The following is a 15758-nucleotide window of genomic DNA, read 5'->3' on the forward strand; positions in this document are numbered from 1 at the left end:
CGCGATAGGGAGTGCTCGATGAAGGCCGCCGTCCTCTACGAAGTCAACCAGCCGCTCGTCATCGAGGACATCAGCCTGCCGAAGCCCGGCCCGCGCGAGGTGTTGATCCGCACCGCGGTCGCCGGGCTCTGTCACTCCGACCTGCATTTCATGGAAGGGCTGTATCCGCACCCGCTGCCTGCGGTGCTCGGTCATGAGTCGGCTGGCGTTGTCGAGCAGGTCGGCTCGGATGTGACTTACGTGAAGCCGGGCGATCACGTCGTCACTTGCCTCTCCGTGTTCTGCGGCACCTGCGACAATTGTACAACGGGCCGCACCGTGCTCTGCACCGACACCACGGTGAAGATGCTGCCGGGCGCCTCCAACCGGATGCAGTGGTCGAAGCCCGAGAAGCTGCACCAGTTCCTCAATCTCTCGTCCTTCGCCGAGCAGATGCTCGTGCACGAGAACGCCATCGTCAAGATTCGCAAGGAGATGCCGCTCGATCTCGCCGCGTTGATCGGCTGCGGCGTCATCACCGGGTACGGCGCGGTGGTGAACACGGCGAAGGTGACGGCCGGCGAGACCGTGGCGGTGATCGGCTGCGGCGGCGTCGGCATGGCCGCGATCAACGGCGCGCAGATCGCCGGCGCCGGCCGCATCATCGCCATCGACACCAATCCGGCCAAGCTGCAGCTCGCGACCAAGCTGGGCGCCACCGACATCATCAATCCGGCCGACGGTGACGTCGTGAAGCAGGTGCGCGATCTCACCAATGGCGGCGTGCATCATTCCTTCGAGGTGCTCGGCCGCAAGGAGACCGCCGAGCAGGCTTTCGCGATGCTCGCTTCCGGCGGCACCGCCACCATCGTCGGCATGATCCCGTTCGGTCAGAAGATCGAGCTGCACGGCTTCGACTTCCTGCGCGAGCGCAGGATCCAGGGCTCCTCGATGGGCTCCAATCATTTCCGCGTCGACATGCCGCGCCTGGTCGATTTCTACCTGCGCGGACGACTGCACCTGGAAGACTGGATCTCGGCGAAATTGAAGCTGTCCGAGATCAACGAGGGCTTTGCCAACATGAAAGCCGGCAAGACGCTGCGCAGCGTGATCGTGTTCGACAACTGAGGCATGATCGCCGTCATCGCCCGCGAAGGCGGCGATTCGCATTGCGAGGAGCGCGCAGCGACGAAGCAATCCAGGCTCATTCTGCGGATGTATTTCTGGGTTGCTTCGCTGCGCTCGCAATGGCGAAGACCGCTAATCATCGAACATCCTCGGCGGCTTGAACCCGCCGAATTCGCGCTCGATCAGCTCTGCGAGCTTCAGTGGCGTACGGTCCTCCAGCCAGGGGCCGACGATCTGAACGCCGACCGGCAGGCCGTCGGGCGCAAAGCCGGTCGGGATCGCGGTCGAGGGTAGACCGGGCAGGGTCGCGATGCCCGGCCAGGCGAGCTGGTCGGTGTAGACATGCGCCGTGCCGTCGATGCTGATGCGGCGCTGCTCCTGGTCCGGCGCATGGTCGTGCGGAAAGGCCGGCGTCGGCATCACCGGGCAGATCACCGCATCAAAGCTCTTGAACAGCTCGCGCCATTGCGCGCGCAACCGCGTGCGCCCGCCGTTTGCGGCCTGCCAGTCGCGATGGCTGAGCGCGATGCCGCGCAACCGCTCGGCGGCGAGACTGTTGTCGCTCTCCGGCAGCGCGGCTGCGGCCGCCCTGGCGCCGGCATAGATGTCGGGTGCGAAGGTCGCGCCCAGGAACGACATCAGCATGCGCATATAGAGCCGAGACGACGCGGCAAAATCCGGCAGCAGCGGGCTGCTGCGCCCGATCTTCACGCCTGCCTTGGCGAGCTTGTCTGCGAGCGCGTTGATGCTGCCGCGTACCACGGCGTCGGTCGGCATCACCGGATCGGTGTCGATCACCAGAACGCGGAAATCCCTGAATGCGGTGTGCCTGGCTGGCGGCAGTTCGAGACGGTAGGCGATGCCGGCATCGAGCGGATCGGGTCCCGCCATCACGTCGAGCACGAGCGAGAGATCGACCGCGCTGCGCGCCATCGGGCCGATCACGGAGAGGTCGCGCTCGAACGGCAGAGGCGGCAGTGGCGGCGGCGTGTGGCCGCGCATCGCAACGAGGTTGAAGGTCGGCTTGTGGGCGTAGATGCCGCAATGAAAGGCCGGGACGCGCAGCGAGCCGCCAATGTCCGAGCCGATCGACAGCGGACCGTAGCCTGCGGCGAGGGCTGCCGACGAGCCGCCGGAGGAGCCGCCCGGCGTACGACCGAGATCGTAGGGGTTGTTGGTGGTGCCGTAGATGTCGTTGTAGCTCTGCCAGTCGCCGAGCCCGAGCGGCACGTTGGTCTTGCCGATCACGATCGAGCCGGCGTCCTTCACCCGCGTGACCGGCAGCGCGTCCTCCTTGGCGATGAAGTCCTTTTGCGCGGGAATGCCCCAGGTCGTCGGCAGGCCGGCGACGTTGTAGGATTCCTTCACCGTCATGGGCAGGCCGAGCAGCGGCTTGCGCTCGCCGCGCGCCAGCGCCGCGTCCGCCGCGCGTGCTGCCTCAAGCGCGCGATCGAAATCGCGCACGCAGATCGCGTTGATCCTGCCGTCGTGCCGTTCGATGCGCTCGATCGCATCCCGTGTGAGCTCGACCGCCGAGACCTTCTTTGCGGTCAGTGCAGCAGACAGCTCGACCGCGCTCTTGAAACTCCATTCCGATTTGGCCACGCCGCATCTCCCTTTCTTTGTCGAAGGATGATGCGCAGTCTGGCCGAATGCCGCAACCGACGTTTGATCGCGCTTGCCATGCGACGGACTGCAGAAGCTACGCCGCCCCGATCACGATGCCCACCGCCAGCACGATGGCGCCGCCGAGCACGATCTGGAACACGGCCTGGAGGAACGGCGTGTCCATGTAGCGCGAGCGGATGAAGGCGATCGCCCACAATTCGAAGAACACGACGACGCAGGCGATTGCCGTCGCGATCCAGAACGCGTTGGCCCAGCTGTCGGGCACCAGATAGGGCGCGGTGTGGCCGAGGCCGCCGAGCGTCGTCATCGCGCCGCAGGTGATGCCGCGCAGCCAGGGCGAGCCTCGTCCCGTGAGCGAACCGTCATCGGATAGCGCTTCTGCAAAGCCCATGCTGATGCCAGCGCCGATCGAAGCGGCGAGGCCGACCAGGAAGGTCTGCCAGTTCTGGTGCGTGGCGAAGGCGGCCGCGAACAGCGGCGCCAGTGTCGAAACCGATCCGTCCATCAGGCCGGCGAGGCCCGGTTGCACATATTGCAGCACGAACATGCGCCGCCGCGTCCGGTCCTCCTCGGCGCGCACGTCGGGCTTGAGGATCTCGTCGGTCAGCCTGGCTGCGGTATGCTCGTGGTTCTTCTCGGCTTCGGCGAGATCGCCGAGCAGCCGGCGCACGTTGACATCCTCGGCCTGCTCGGCCGCCTTGGCGTAGAAGCGCTCGGCCTCGAGCTCCATGGTCTCGACTTCCTTCCGGATCGTGTCGAGCGGCAGGTTCTTGGTCAGCCAGATCGGGCGGCGGCGCAGGAAGCCCTTGACGTCCTCTCGCCGGATCGGCGGCAGATGCTGGCCGAAGCGCTGCTCGTACAATTCCAGCAGCATGTGACGATGGCCGCGCTCCTCCTCGGCCATCTGCTCGAACAGTTTCGCCGAGTCCGGGTAGCGCTCCTTCAGATCCTCGGCGAAGGTCATGTAGATGCGGCTGTCCTCCTCCTCGGAGGAGATTGCGACCGCGAGCACCTCGCGCTCGGTGAGATCGGCAAAAGTCTTCACGGCGGGCCTGTTCTCAATTTAGAATGGTTCTAAATTATACAGGTCGCGGGCGTTCCCGGTCAAATCAGGCCGTGCCGGCCCTGGCGAGGAAATCGAGCAGCAGCCGGCTCACCTCGGCCGGCTGCTCCTGCTGCACCCAGTGTCCGGCGCCGTCGACGAGATGGCAGCCGAGCATCTTTGTGCAGGCGCGCGCCTGCATCGTTTCGAACACGCCCGGACGCTGATAAGTGCCCCAATCCTGCTTGCCTGCGATGAAGCAGGAGGGCACGTCGATGCTGCGCCCCGCGAACAATTGCATCTCGTTGTTCAGCGTCCCCGACGTGCCGTAGCGATACCATTGCAGCCCGCCCTGGAATCCGGTGCGGCAATACTCGGCGCTGTAATAGGCAAGCTCGCCCTCAGGCAGCCATTGGTTGGCGGCGATCGCGGCCGGCGACGGCATCTCCTTCGCAACCGTCTCCGCCATCGTCTCCTTCTGGTCCATGACGTAATAAGTCGGCAGCTTCGCCAGCTCCTGCGCCGACCACGATTGCAGCGGATACGGCTTGTTGTCGGCCCAGTCCGCGCTCTTGTGATGATAATAGGCACGGAGGAAATCATGCACGCCTTGCGGCGCCTGCTGCATGTCGGCATTGGCCTCGCGTGTCGAATAGTACCATTGGTAGTGTTTGCGCGGCCGCGGTAGCGCCGCGAGGTCGCGATGCACGGGGTCTTCGATCGCAGGCGTGGCCGGCGCATCGACTGTGCCAAACGGCAGCGGCGGCGGGCCCCCGAACGGCGCGCTCATCATCGTCACCGAACGAAACACGTCCGGCCTGATCAGCGCACACCACGCCGCGACCGGGCTGCCGAAATCGTGCCCAACCACATCGACCTGTCGGTAACCGAAGGCCGACACCAGGGCGACCGCATCGCGCACGAGGTTGAGGAGCGAGAACGGCGCGAGATCGCCGTCGTAATCCGCACTCCATCCGGTCGTCCGGCCATAGCCGCGCTGGTCCGGCGCGATCACGTGGTAGCCGGCCGCAGCTAGCGCCGGCATCACCTTGCGCCAGGAGAAGGCAAGCTCGGGAAAGCCGTGCAGCAGGAGGACGCAAGGTCGGCCCTTGGTCTCGAAGCCGGCCTCCAACACATGTACGCGCAGGCCGTTGATGCCGTCGACATAACGCGAGCGGATGCCGGCGGGCAGGGGAATGTCGGGGAGTGCGGTCATCGTTTCCTCCGTGAGGCCGTCTCTTACCCTGCCCTGGAGGGGGAGGGTCGATCGCGCGAAGCGCGAGCGGGGTGGGGTGATCTCTCAACACGGGGAGCGTCTAACGCGGATAGACCACCACCCCACCCCGGTTCTCATTCCGCTTCGCTGAATGCGAACTGATCGTCCCCCTCCAGGGGAGGATGGGAGTTCGCGGCGCGAGCCGCGCTGGATTACACCGCAGCGCAGACGAACCCGTTGCCCTTGCGCCTGATCTTTCCCACCGACGGTGACGGAAAATGCGCGGTGCAGCACAGCGTGTCGGTGTCGCAATAGCGCTCCAGGAAGCTGCGGCGCGTCTTCGCCGCCGCGGCCGGATCGACGTCGAACTTGATCGACAGCTCCGGATGGAGCGTCTGCAGCGGTGAGTGCATGAGGTCGCCGGAAAACACCGCATCGTCCTTGCTGCGGCCCATCGTGATGGCGATATGGCCCGGCGTGTGGCCGGGCGTCGGCAGGATGCGCACGTGGTCGCCGATCTGGTGATCGTTGCCGACGAGCTCGTGGCGCCCTGCCTCGACCACCGGCAATACGCTGTCGACGAAGGGCGGGATCTCCGTCTTCGCGTTCTGCGCCGACCAGTGATCGAATTCCTGTCTGGCGAAGACGTAGCGCGCCTTGGGGAAGGTCGGCACCCAGCGGCCGTTCAGCAGCCGCGTGTTCCAGCCGACGTGGTCGACATGCAGATGCGTGCACATCACGAAGTCGATGTCGTCGACTGTGAAGCCGGCGGCGCCGAGCGCACGCAGATAGGCGTCGTCGGTCTTCATGTTCCATTTCGGCCGCTGCGGCCGCGGCTTGTCGTTGCCGATGCAGCTGTCGATCAGGATGGTGTGGTGCGGAGTCTTCACGACGTAGGACTGGAAGCAGAGCAGCAGCACATCCTGCTCGTCCAGCGCCCTTGCCTCGCGCATCCAGCCCCGGTTCTCGGCCAGCACTTCCGCTGTCAATCCCGGCAGCATCTCCAGCGCCGGGACGAACGATGTTTCCTGCTCGATGACGCGATGGATGGTGAGATCGCCGACCGAAAACTTGAGGCTCATGAGAACTCCGCGGGTTATGCCGCCGGCGGGACCGAGATCTTAACGGAAGGCCGCTCCAGCATCTTCTGGTGGAAGGCATCGAGCTTCGGATAGGCCTTGCGCCAGCCGCAATCGGCGAAGCGGAAGTCGGCATAGCCGAGCACGCAAACGAGGCCGATCTGCGAGATGTCGAACGGGCCGTTCAGCACCTCCGGCATGTTCTCGAAACGCGCCATGCCGGTCCAGGCCCTGTTCCAATGGTCGTCCGACCAGGCCTGCCATTGCAGGCCTTGCGGGCGCACCATCTTCTCGTAGCGGCACAGCAGCATGGAATCGAGCATGCCGTTGATCAGGGAGTGGTTGGTCTTCGCCTTCCAGCGCCGCGGGCCGTAATCCGGGATCAGGCTGCCGCCGGCCATCTCGTTGAGATATTCGACGATGACGTAGGAATCCAGGATGACGTCCCCGTCGTTGGTGATCAGCACCGGCAGCTTCTTCAGCGGCGTGATGCGCGAATAGTCCTCGTTGGCGGTGCCCGGCGTGACCGCCGCGGGCACGAACTCGATCTTGTCGATCAACCCGAGCTCGATCGCGGCAATGCGCACCTTGCGGGCGAAGGGTGAGGCGGGGGAGAAGGTGAGCTTCATGGAGAGTATCCCACAATTGAACGTTTTGCTTCGTCATTGCGAGGAGCGAAGCGACGAAGCAATCCAGAGTGTCGCCGCAGAGGGATTCTGGATCGCTTCGCTTCGCTCGCAATGACGTGGAGAGGGCCGGAGCGCCCTAAGCCGCGATGATCTCCTGGCGCTGCTCGCCGAGCCCTTCGATGCCGAGCGTGACGACGTCGCCGACATTGAGGAAGGTCGGCGGCTTCATGCCGAGGCCGACGCCGGGCGGGGTGCCGGTGGTGACGATGTCGCCGGGCAAGAGCGTCATGAACTGCGAGACATAGGAGATGCACTTGGCCATGGAGAAGATCATGGTCTTGGTCGAGCCGGTCTGGCGGCGCTGGCCGTTGACGTCGAGCCACATCGACAGGTTCTGCACGTCCTTGATCTCGTCCTTGGTCGCGAGCCACGGCCCGAGCGGGCCGAACGTGTCGTGCGACTTGCCCTTGGTCCACTGGCCGAGGCGCTCGATCTGGAAGGCGCGCTCGGAGACGTCATTGCAGACGCAGTAGCCGGCGACATGGTTGAGTGCGTCGGCTTCCGAGACGTATTTCGCACGGGTGCCGATGATCGCTGCGATCTCGACCTCCCAGTCGAGCTTGGTGGAGCCGCGCGGCTTTTCGACCGGATCGTTCGGGCCCGACAGCGAAGTGTTGGCCTTCATGAAGATGATCGGCTCGCTCGGAATCTCGGCGCCGGTCTCCTTGGCATGGTCGCTGTAGTTGAGACCGATCGCAACGAATTTCGAGATTCCGGTGACGGGCGCGCCGAACCGCGGCTTGCCGGACACGGCGGGCAGCGAGGCGGGATCGAGCGCCGCCAGCTTCTTCAGCGATTCCGGCGAATAGGCCTCGCCGGTGAGGTCCTTCACATGCGCCGACAGGTCGCGCAATTGGCCGGATTTGTCGATCAGGCCGGGCTTTTCCGCACCCTTCTCGCCGTAACGAACAAGCTTCATTCTCGTTTCTCCCTGGAAATTGGACCGATCGGTTAACAGCTTCATGGAACAGGGCGGCCGGAAATTCAACCGTTCAGAACAGGGATCACCCCAGCGCCACGAACCTGAACGCCTCGCCCTCGCGCCTGATGTGTCCAGCCGAAAAGTGCCCGCCGATCACCAGCGTCGGCGTATCCGCAAAGCGGCCGAATAGGGCCGCCCTCGTCGCGGCGGATTGCGCCTGGTCGGAATCGGCGGTCGAGGACCAGTCGAGATGCGCCATCTGGCAGGGATGGTGCGCAACGTCGCCGGTGAGCAGGGCCTGCTCGCCGTCCGACTGGATCAGAATGCTCATATGGCCGGGGCTGTGGCCCGCGGTCGGGATCATGCTGATCTCGTCGCAGAGCCGGTGATCGCTTGAGACCAGATCGGCCTTGCCGGCATCGACGATCGGCTGCACGGAATCGGCGAACACGGCCTGCTTGTCGGGCTCGGTCGAATGGTCGCGCCAATGTTCGTATTCGCTCTTGCCGAAGACGTAGCGCGCCTTCGGGAAGGTCGGCACCCATTTGCCGCCGGACAGCTTCGTATTCCAGCCGACGTGATCGACATGAAGATGCGTGCACAATACGGTGTCGATGCTGTCGGGCGGAAAGCCCGCCACCGTCATCGTCTCCAGAAACGGCGTGCTGCGGTTGTTCCAGGTCGGGACGTTGCGGCCCTGCTTGTCGTTGCCAAGGCCGGTATCGACCACGATCCGCTTGCCGGGCGTCTCCACCACCAGCGAATGGATCGACATTTTCAACCGGCCTTCTTCGGTGGCGAAATGCGGGGTCAGCCAGGGCAGCTTGCAGATTTCCTCATTGGTCGCGAGCGGCAGGATGAAGCGGGTCGAGCCGACCGTCTCCAATTCCACCACTTTGGTGATTTTGACCCTGCCCACCTTCCACTGCATCCGCTATCCTCCCTTCTTGCTGTTATGGTGCCGGAACATGCGGTTTTCCGCCACCAAGCGCAATGGATCATCTGACGCGATGCGGCGTTATCGCGGGAACCGAGGAAGACGCCGAAGAGAGAGCCATGCCCGAACTGACGATTTCCGCTGAGAAGGTCGCCTTCATCATCGAGAAGGCGCGCGAATTCGACGTCAAGGAGGGGGAGTCCAATCCGGATTCCGGCTCGAACCCGAGCGATGACGATGCGCTCGATGTTCTCGAGGATGATGGCTCCGACCCTGTGGTCAACGAGCTTGGAAGCTTCATGATCGCCTTGAACGAGGACGAGCAGGTTGATCTCGTCGCGCTGACCTGGCTTGGTCGCGGCGACGGCACGATCGATGATTGGGACGATCTGCGGGCCCGCGCCGTCGAGGCGCGGGGTGAGTATCGCAGCCCGCGACGTGAAACGGTGCACTATCTGCTCGGCGATCCCATGCTGGGCGACCTGCTCGCCAACGGGCTCGAGGAGTTCGGCATCGACTGGACCGGCGAGCGCACCACGGCCGATTCGTCCGGTCCCAGCCAGCAGGACGAAGACGAGCCGACCAAGCAGCGGTGATGCTGGACGCGTGCTCTCTCCCCGCAGGGGAGAGAGCAGGGGCAGGTCAGAGCGTCCCCGGGAACGCACCACCATCCAGCAGGATGTTCTGCCCGGTGATGAAGCCGGCCTTGGCGCCGCACAGGAAGGCGCAGGCATAGCCGAACTCGTCGGGCTGGCCGAAGCGGCCGGCCGGGTTGAGCTTGGCGCGCTCGGCCAGGATCTGCTGCGGCGTGACGCCGCGCTTGTCGGCTTCGCCCTTTGCGGTGGTGGTGAGGCGATCGGTCTCGAACGGGCCCGGCAGCAGGCCGTTGATGGTGACGTTGTTGATCACCGTCTTGCGCGACAGGCCGGCGATGAAGCCGGTGAGGCCGGCGCGCGCGCCGTTGGAGAGGCCGAGGATGTCGATCGGCGCCTTCACCGCCGCCGAGGTGATGTTGACGATGCGGCCGAACTTGCGATCCATCATGCCGTCCACAGTCGATTTGATCAGTTCGATGGGAGTGAGCATGTTGGCGTCGATCGCCTTGATCCAGTCGTCGCGGGTCCAGTTGCGGAAATCGCCGGGCGGCGGGCCGCCGGCATTGTTGATCAGGATATCCGGCTCGGGGCAGGCCTTCAGCACCGCCTCGCGTCCGGCCGGCGTCGTGATGTCGCCGACGATCTCGGTGACCGTCACCTCGGGATAGGCTTTGCGGATCTCATCGGCCGTTTTCTTCAGCGCTTCGGCGCCTCGCGCCGTCAGCGTGACATGAACGCCGGCCTCCGCCAGCGAGAAGGCGCAGGCGCGCCCGAGGCCTTTGCTGGATGCGCAGACGATGGCGCGGCGACCCTTGATCCCAAGATCCACTGTTTCACTCCGTGATGTCAGGCAGTTTTGGACGGCGGCCACCTTAGCCAACTGTGGCGCCGCTGATAAGGGAGACGATCGCGCCAAAATGCATGCGCCTCGCCGCTGCGATGCATATGCATTCCATCAGATGCGCCGCTCCTGCTTGAGCCGGTCGATCGCAGCGGCGGCCTCCGGCGGCAGCGACTTGAAGCCCATCTGACCGGCGGCCGAAAACATCGGCCGCAGATGCGAGCCCGCGAGAAACGGCGGCTGGCGGTTGGCCGGCACGATCTGGTCGAACACCAGCACCAGCGTGGTGGCGACGAGGCCCACCCTGATGGCGCCGAGCGCGGCGCCGCCGAGCCGGTCGCCGATCCCGGCCTCACCGATGGTGTCGTTCAGCGCGACGCGGCCGATATGGCCGAACAGCATGCCGACGATCACGAAGATGCCGAAGAACCAGATCCAGTTCTGAAGCATCGGCGAGTTCGGATTGCCTGCAATCTGCGGCGCGATCAGCGGCATCAGCGCCACGGCGATCGGCGCGGCGATGAGATAGGCGAGGATGGTCATGGCGCTGCGCAGCAGGCCGGTCCTGAAGCCGAATCCGACCGCGACGGCGAGCGCGGCATAGACGGCAAGATCGAAACTGTTCATGGGCACAACCCTGCCACGATGGAACGATGAACGCCAAGCCGATCATTCCGGTTTCGGATCGTTAAAATCGTCTGTATTGATGGCGGAAAGCCTAGAGGTTACCGCCAATGTCAGACTTGTTCGACGTCAGTCAAGAAACCATCCTCGTCACGGGCGCGAGCCAGGGGCTGGGCCGGCAATTTGCCCGGGTGCTCGCGGCGCATGGCGCCGCCGTCGCGCTCGCCGCCCGGCAGACCGAGAAGCTGAAGAGCCTGGAGGAGGAGATCCGCGGCAAGGGCGGCCGTGCCGTTGCGGTCGCGCTCGACGTCACCGACACGGGCTCGATCGCCAAGGCTGTCGATGCCGTCGAAGCTGCGCTCGGGCCCGTCACCGTGCTGATCAACAATGCCGGCATCGCCATCGAGAAGCTCGCGACCGAGCAGACCGAGGCGGACTGGGACGCGGTGATCGGCGCCAACCTCAAGGGCGCCTATTTCCTCGCGACGGAAGTCGCCCGCCGCATGATCGCGCGCAAGCAGCCCGGCAACATCGTCAACATCGCCTCGGTGCTCGGCACCGGCGTGCTCAAGGCGGTCTCGCCCTACGCGATCTCCAAGGCCGGCATCATCCAGGCGACCAAAGCGATGGCGCTGGAGCTTGCGGGCCAGAACATCCGCATCAACGCGCTTGCGCCCGGCTACATCGACACCGAAATGAACCATGCGTTCTGGTCGACGCCGGCCGGCGAGCGCCTCGCCAAACGCATCCCCCAGCGCCGGGTCGGTGCCGAGTCCGATCTCGACGGCGCGATCCTGCTGCTGGCGTCACGGGCGTCGCGGTACATGACAGGGAGTGTGGTGACGGTGGACGGCGGATTCCTGCTGAATTGAGCGCACTTCGCCTCCCGGCCTGGGGAAAAGGTCGGAATTTGCGACAGAGTTCCCGAAAGGGACTCTCCGCGAGGCGAGATCGTTGGCACTCGCACGGTACCCATCCGCACCGTCATTGCGAGCGCAGCGAAGCAATCTGGAGTCTTTCCGCGGGAGGATTCTGGATTGCTTCGCGGAGCCTGTCATCGGGCCGCGCTTCGCGCGGACCCGTTGGCTCGCAATGGCGCAAGAGAGGAAGCTATCGCATCTCCTCCCGGATCATGTCCGCCGCCTTCTCCCCGATCATGATCGTCGGCGCGTTGGTGTTGCCGCCGATCAACGTCGGCATGATCGAGGCGTCGACGACGCGCAATCCCTCCACCCCGCGCACCTTCAGCGCCGGATCGACCACAGCCATCGCGTCCGCCCCCATCCTGCAGGTGCCGACGGGGTGATAGACGGTGTCGACGCGCGCGCGCAGGATGGCGCGGATATCGTCGTCGGTTCTCACGTCGGACGTGAACATGTCCTTCTTCTGCAGTGCGCGCAGCGCAGGCGTCTCCATCAGCCGTCGCGTCGTCTTGAAGCCTGCGACCATCGCCTCGACATCCTCTTCCTCGCCGAGGAAATTCGGATCGATCATGGGCGCTGCGAGCGGATCTGCGCTCTTCAGCCATACGCTGCCGCGGCTCTTCGGCCTGAGCAGGCAGACATGGCAGGAGAAGCCCGCCTCCTTGTGCTTCTTGCGGCCGTGGTCGTCGAGCATGGCGATGACGAAGTGAAGTTGAATGTCGGGTATGTCGAGGTCGGGCCGGGTCTTCAGGAAGCCGCCGCATTCGGCGAAATTGGTGGTCATCAAGCCGCGCCGTTCACGGCGATATCGCTGGATTGCGCGCAGCAGGGACGGCAGCCGTCCGAGCGAGGCGTGAACGAAGTGGGGATAGTCGGAGGCGTAGACGAATACGAAATCTGGATGGTCCTGCAGATTGCGCCCGACACCCGGCAGATGATGCACGAGGCCAATGCCGTGCGCTCGAAGCGCATCGCCGTCGCCGACGCCCGACAACATCAGCAATTGCGGTGACTGGAAGGCGCCGGCGGCGAGGATCACCTCGCGGCGGGCGCGCAACTGCTTTGTCTGCTTGCCCTGCAGATATTCGACTCCGACCGCGCGGCTGCCTTCGAACAGGATCTTCGTGGCGTGCGCGCCCGTCTCGACGCGCAGATTTGTGCGCTTGGCAACGTGGGGATCAAGATAAGCGCGCGCCGCGCTCCAGCGCTCGCCATTGTGCTGGGTTACCTGGTAGCTGCCGAGCCCTTCGTGGTCCTCGGCATTGAAGTCCTCGCGGATGCGGAACTGCGCCTCGCGCGCCGCCTGATGGAAGACGTCATGGATCGGATTGTCCGAGCGCAGCTTGTTGACATGCAGCGGGCCGCCCTTGCCGTGATATTCGCCGTCGAAATCGGCGTTGTTCTCAGAGCGCTTGAAGTAAGGCAGCACGTCCGCATACGACCAGCCGGCGTTGCCGAGCGCGGCCCAATGGTCGTAGTCCCATTTGTTGCCGCGGATGTAGACCATCGCGTTGACCGCCGATGAGCCGCCGAGGCCCTTGCCGCGCGGTTGGTAGCCGATACGGCCGTTCAATCCCTTCTGCGGCACAGTGTCGAAGGCCCAGTTGGCCGCGCTGTATGGCAAGGCGAGCCCGAATGGCGTGGTGATCCGCCATGTGTCGTTGCGTCCGCCCGCATCGAGCAGCGCCACGGATGTCCCAGCATCCTCCGACAGCCGCCCCGCAACCGTGCAGCCGCCGGAGCCCGCGCCCACGACGACGAAATCGAATGTGTCAGTCAATGTTGTTTCCCCCGTTACGTCATTCCGGGGCGATGCGGAGCATCGAACCCGGAATCTCGAGGTTCCGGGTTCGCTCCGCGCCCCGGAACGACTCCTCCCCTACGACATAAACCGCATCAACTTCTCCAGCCCTGCGATCTTGCCGCCGTAGGGCGGATAGAGATCGGCGAGGCGGTTGAACTTGGAGCGATAGAACACCGGCTTCAGCTTGCTAAAGGTCTTGAAGCCCCATTCGCCGTGATAGGCGCCGGTGCCGGACGCGCCGACGCCGCCCATCGGCTGGTTCACTTGCGTGAAATGGAACAGGCAATCGTTGATCGTGACGCCGCCGGAGACGGTACGCGCCAGCACCTCGTCCCGCGCGCTTGCGTCCTTGCCGAACCAGTACAGCGCCAGCGGGCGGTCGCGGCGGTTGACGAAGGCGATCGCCTCGGCCGGATCGCGCGCGCCGAGCACCGGCAGCACCGGGCCGAAGATCTCCTCCTGCATCACCGCCATCGCTTCGGTCGCACCGATGATCAGCGTCGGCGGGAATTTGCGGTGGGCCTTCCAGTTGGGATCGTCAGGTTTCGCCGGCTGCAGGATTTTCGCACCACGCTGCGCCGCGTCCGCAACGAGGCCTTCGAGCCGCGTGTAATGCCTATCGGAGATGATGGAGGTGTAGTCCTTGTTGGCGGGATCGGCGCCGAACATGCGCCGCATCTGCGCGCGGACCTTCTCGGCGAAGGCCTGCACGGAGCTCTCAGGCACCAGCACGTAGTCCGGCGCGATGCAGGTCTGCCCGGCATTGAGCAGCTTGCCGTAGGCGATGCGCTCGGCCGCCTCGTCGAGATCGGCCGAGGCGTCGATGATCGCCGGCGACTTGCCGCCGAGCTCGAGCGTGACGGGCGTGAGATTGCGCCCCGCGGCCTCCGCGACCAGGCGCCCGACCCGGGTCGAGCCGGTGAACACGAGGTGGTCGAACGGCAGGCTTGCGAAAGCCTTTGCGATCTCGTCCTCGATGCCGGTCACCAGCAGCTCCGTCGCGTCGAACCGTCGCGCGACCGTCTCCTTCAGCAGCGCCGAGAAATGGGGCACAAGCTCGCTCGGCTTGATCATGACGCGGTTGCCGGCGGCAATGGCGCCGATCGCGGGCGCGAGCGTCAGCTGCAGCGGGTAATTCCAGGGCGCGATGATGCCGACCACACCGAGCGGCTGCGGCATCAGCCGGTTGCGCGCGGGCAGGAACTGCAGCGCGGTCGCGACGCGCTGCGGCGTCATCCAGGCTTTCAGGTGCTTTGTGGCATGCCGGATCTCCGAGAACACCAGCATGGTCTCGGCGATGGTGGTCTCGACCGCGCAGCGGTGGCCGAAATCGGCCGAGATCGCCTGCCGGAAGCGCTCCTCGTTGTCGGCAACGACCGCGCGCAGCCGCGCCAGCCGGTCGAGTCGTTCGGCGAGGCCCGGCGCCGGCTCGTCTCGCGACCGCGCGACCATGGTGTGGAAGGCCTCTTCGAGGGCCCGTAGCGGGGCGCTCGTCAGGGATTTGTCCACGGCGTTCCTCCTGGAATGGCGTTTTCAGCCTTAATCTTGTTGCCGCAGGCTGGCCGTTTGTGGAACTTCTGGCAAGAGCGCGCGGAACAGACCGGAATTGTCTCCATTCGCGTGTCATAAACTCGAAAAAAACGTTCCCGCAGCCCTTTCCAAAGGCACCTCGCCTTGATACATACGCCTCGCAACCGACGGGCTTTGCCCCGGGATTGCCTTCCAAGGAAGCCTTTGGGACGGACCAACCAAGCCACGCGAACAGCGCCGGCCTCAATTGACCGTCTCCGGACTTTTTTATTGAAGGCGTGCAAATGTTTAACGCGGGGTGGAGCAGCCCGGTAGCTCGTCAGGCTCATAACCTGAAGGTCATAGGTTCAAATCCTATCCCCGCAACCAAATAAGATGCTGTATTAGCAGGGTAAAATCAAAAAGCCGCTCGAAAGGGCGGCTTTTTGTTTGCGCGGAATCGCCACCGAGTCGCCACCGCGAGATATGAATCCTTCCGCGAACTAGGATTGTCATTAGTCGGGCGCCTGGCTTGCTTAGCGTTCGCATCGAGAGCTCGAACCGGTGTGCCTCTGTACGGTCAGCCAAACTGGCTCGCAAATCTCCTCCGGTCTTTTGCTGGCAGAGAAATCCACATCGGCTGGTCGGCGGCGCCATTGATAGGTCCCGGTGAGCGGATGTTTTCCAAATCTCACTACCCGCAGAATCGACCCAGCGCGGCATTTCCTGCCCAAGCGCCTTGTGAGAAAATTTGGTTCACTTCTCCCTCAACAACGATTCGATGGAGCCGCACCTGTTCAACCACAAGAATTATTTCGCAGAGGTGTCGCACGTAATCAT

The 15758-nt window shown here is 64.5% G+C and carries 14 protein-coding genes and 1 tRNA gene; 4 read left to right on the plus strand and 11 right to left on the minus strand.

Translation table 11 applies throughout. The features are described from left to right. Positions 1–18 precede the first annotated feature (18 nt). On the plus strand, positions 19–1107 hold the full coding sequence (locus K408_RS0114535; protein ID WP_024338944.1) for a Zn-dependent alcohol dehydrogenase: 1089 nt from the start codon (positions 19–21) through the stop codon (positions 1105–1107). Positions 1108–1239: 132 nt separating this feature from the next. Here K408_RS0114535 and K408_RS0114540 read toward each other — a convergent pair whose 3' ends face one another. The 7 genes from K408_RS0114540 to K408_RS0114570 form a co-directional block, all read right to left on the minus strand. Continuing rightward, complete coding sequence (locus K408_RS0114540) at positions 1240–2712, minus strand: amidase (protein ID WP_024338943.1); 1473 nt, start codon at positions 2710–2712, stop codon at positions 1240–1242. Positions 2713–2809: 97 nt separating this feature from the next. Next, positions 2810–3781 carry an iron exporter MbfA gene (gene mbfA / locus K408_RS0114545; protein WP_024338942.1) on the minus strand — a complete coding sequence of 324 codons (972 nt, stop codon included), beginning with the start codon at positions 3779–3781 and terminating at the stop codon, positions 2810–2812. Between the two features lie 64 nt (positions 3782–3845). Continuing rightward, on the minus strand, positions 3846–4994 hold the full coding sequence (locus tag K408_RS0114550; RefSeq protein ID WP_024338941.1) for an alpha/beta hydrolase: 1149 nt from the start codon (positions 4992–4994) through the stop codon (positions 3846–3848). Positions 4995–5206: 212 nt separating this feature from the next. Continuing rightward, positions 5207–6076, minus strand: a complete 870-nt coding sequence (locus K408_RS0114555; protein ID WP_024338940.1) for an MBL fold metallo-hydrolase — start codon at positions 6074–6076, stop codon at positions 5207–5209. Between the two features lie 14 nt (positions 6077–6090). Beyond that, positions 6091–6702: a glutathione S-transferase family protein gene (locus K408_RS0114560; RefSeq protein WP_024338939.1), complete on the minus strand. Its 612-nt coding sequence runs from the start codon at positions 6700–6702 to the stop codon at positions 6091–6093. Between the two features lie 136 nt (positions 6703–6838). Then, the gene (locus K408_RS0114565; RefSeq protein ID WP_024338938.1) at positions 6839–7681 is read right to left on the minus strand and encodes a fumarylacetoacetate hydrolase family protein; all 843 of its coding nucleotides are present in this window, start codon (positions 7679–7681) and stop codon (positions 6839–6841) included. Positions 7682–7766: 85 nt separating this feature from the next. After that, on the minus strand, positions 7767–8615 hold the full coding sequence (locus K408_RS0114570; protein ID WP_024338937.1) for an MBL fold metallo-hydrolase: 849 nt from the start codon (positions 8613–8615) through the stop codon (positions 7767–7769). 125 nt (positions 8616–8740) lie between these two features. On the opposite strand from K408_RS0114570, the gene K408_RS0114575 reads away from it, so the two are divergent. After that, a complete protein-coding gene (locus K408_RS0114575; RefSeq protein WP_024338936.1) occupies positions 8741–9217 on the plus strand; it encodes a DUF3775 domain-containing protein in 477 nt (158 codons plus the stop codon). Positions 9218–9263: 46 nt separating this feature from the next. Here K408_RS0114575 and K408_RS0114580 read toward each other — a convergent pair whose 3' ends face one another. Beyond that, positions 9264–10046 (minus strand): SDR family oxidoreductase, encoded by a 783-nt coding sequence (locus K408_RS0114580; RefSeq protein WP_024338935.1) that lies wholly within the window; start codon positions 10044–10046, stop codon positions 9264–9266. A gap of 126 nt (positions 10047–10172) precedes the next feature. Then, positions 10173–10685: a CvpA family protein gene (locus tag K408_RS0114585; protein WP_024338934.1), complete on the minus strand. Its 513-nt coding sequence runs from the start codon at positions 10683–10685 to the stop codon at positions 10173–10175. Between the two features lie 107 nt (positions 10686–10792). Here K408_RS0114585 and K408_RS0114590 point away from each other — a divergent pair, with 107 nt between their 5' ends. Beyond that, positions 10793–11554 (plus strand): SDR family oxidoreductase, encoded by a 762-nt coding sequence (locus tag K408_RS0114590; protein ID WP_024338933.1) that lies wholly within the window; start codon positions 10793–10795, stop codon positions 11552–11554. 238 nt (positions 11555–11792) lie between these two features. Here K408_RS0114590 and K408_RS0114595 read toward each other — a convergent pair whose 3' ends face one another. Beyond that, positions 11793–13385 (minus strand): GMC family oxidoreductase, encoded by a 1593-nt coding sequence (locus K408_RS0114595; protein WP_024338932.1) that lies wholly within the window; start codon positions 13383–13385, stop codon positions 11793–11795. Between the two features lie 99 nt (positions 13386–13484). Continuing rightward, positions 13485–14861 (minus strand): coniferyl aldehyde dehydrogenase, encoded by a 1377-nt coding sequence (locus K408_RS0114600; RefSeq protein ID WP_433994137.1) that lies wholly within the window; start codon positions 14859–14861, stop codon positions 13485–13487. A gap of 370 nt (positions 14862–15231) precedes the next feature. Between K408_RS0114600 and K408_RS0114605 the strand changes: the two genes are divergently transcribed. After that, a tRNA-Met gene (locus K408_RS0114605) sits at positions 15232–15308 on the plus strand. Positions 15309–15758: the final 450 nt, after the last annotated feature.

The organism is Bradyrhizobium sp. in8p8, from assembly GCF_000426845.1.
Classification (GTDB): Bacteria; Pseudomonadota; Alphaproteobacteria; order Rhizobiales; family Xanthobacteraceae; genus Bradyrhizobium; species Bradyrhizobium japonicum_C.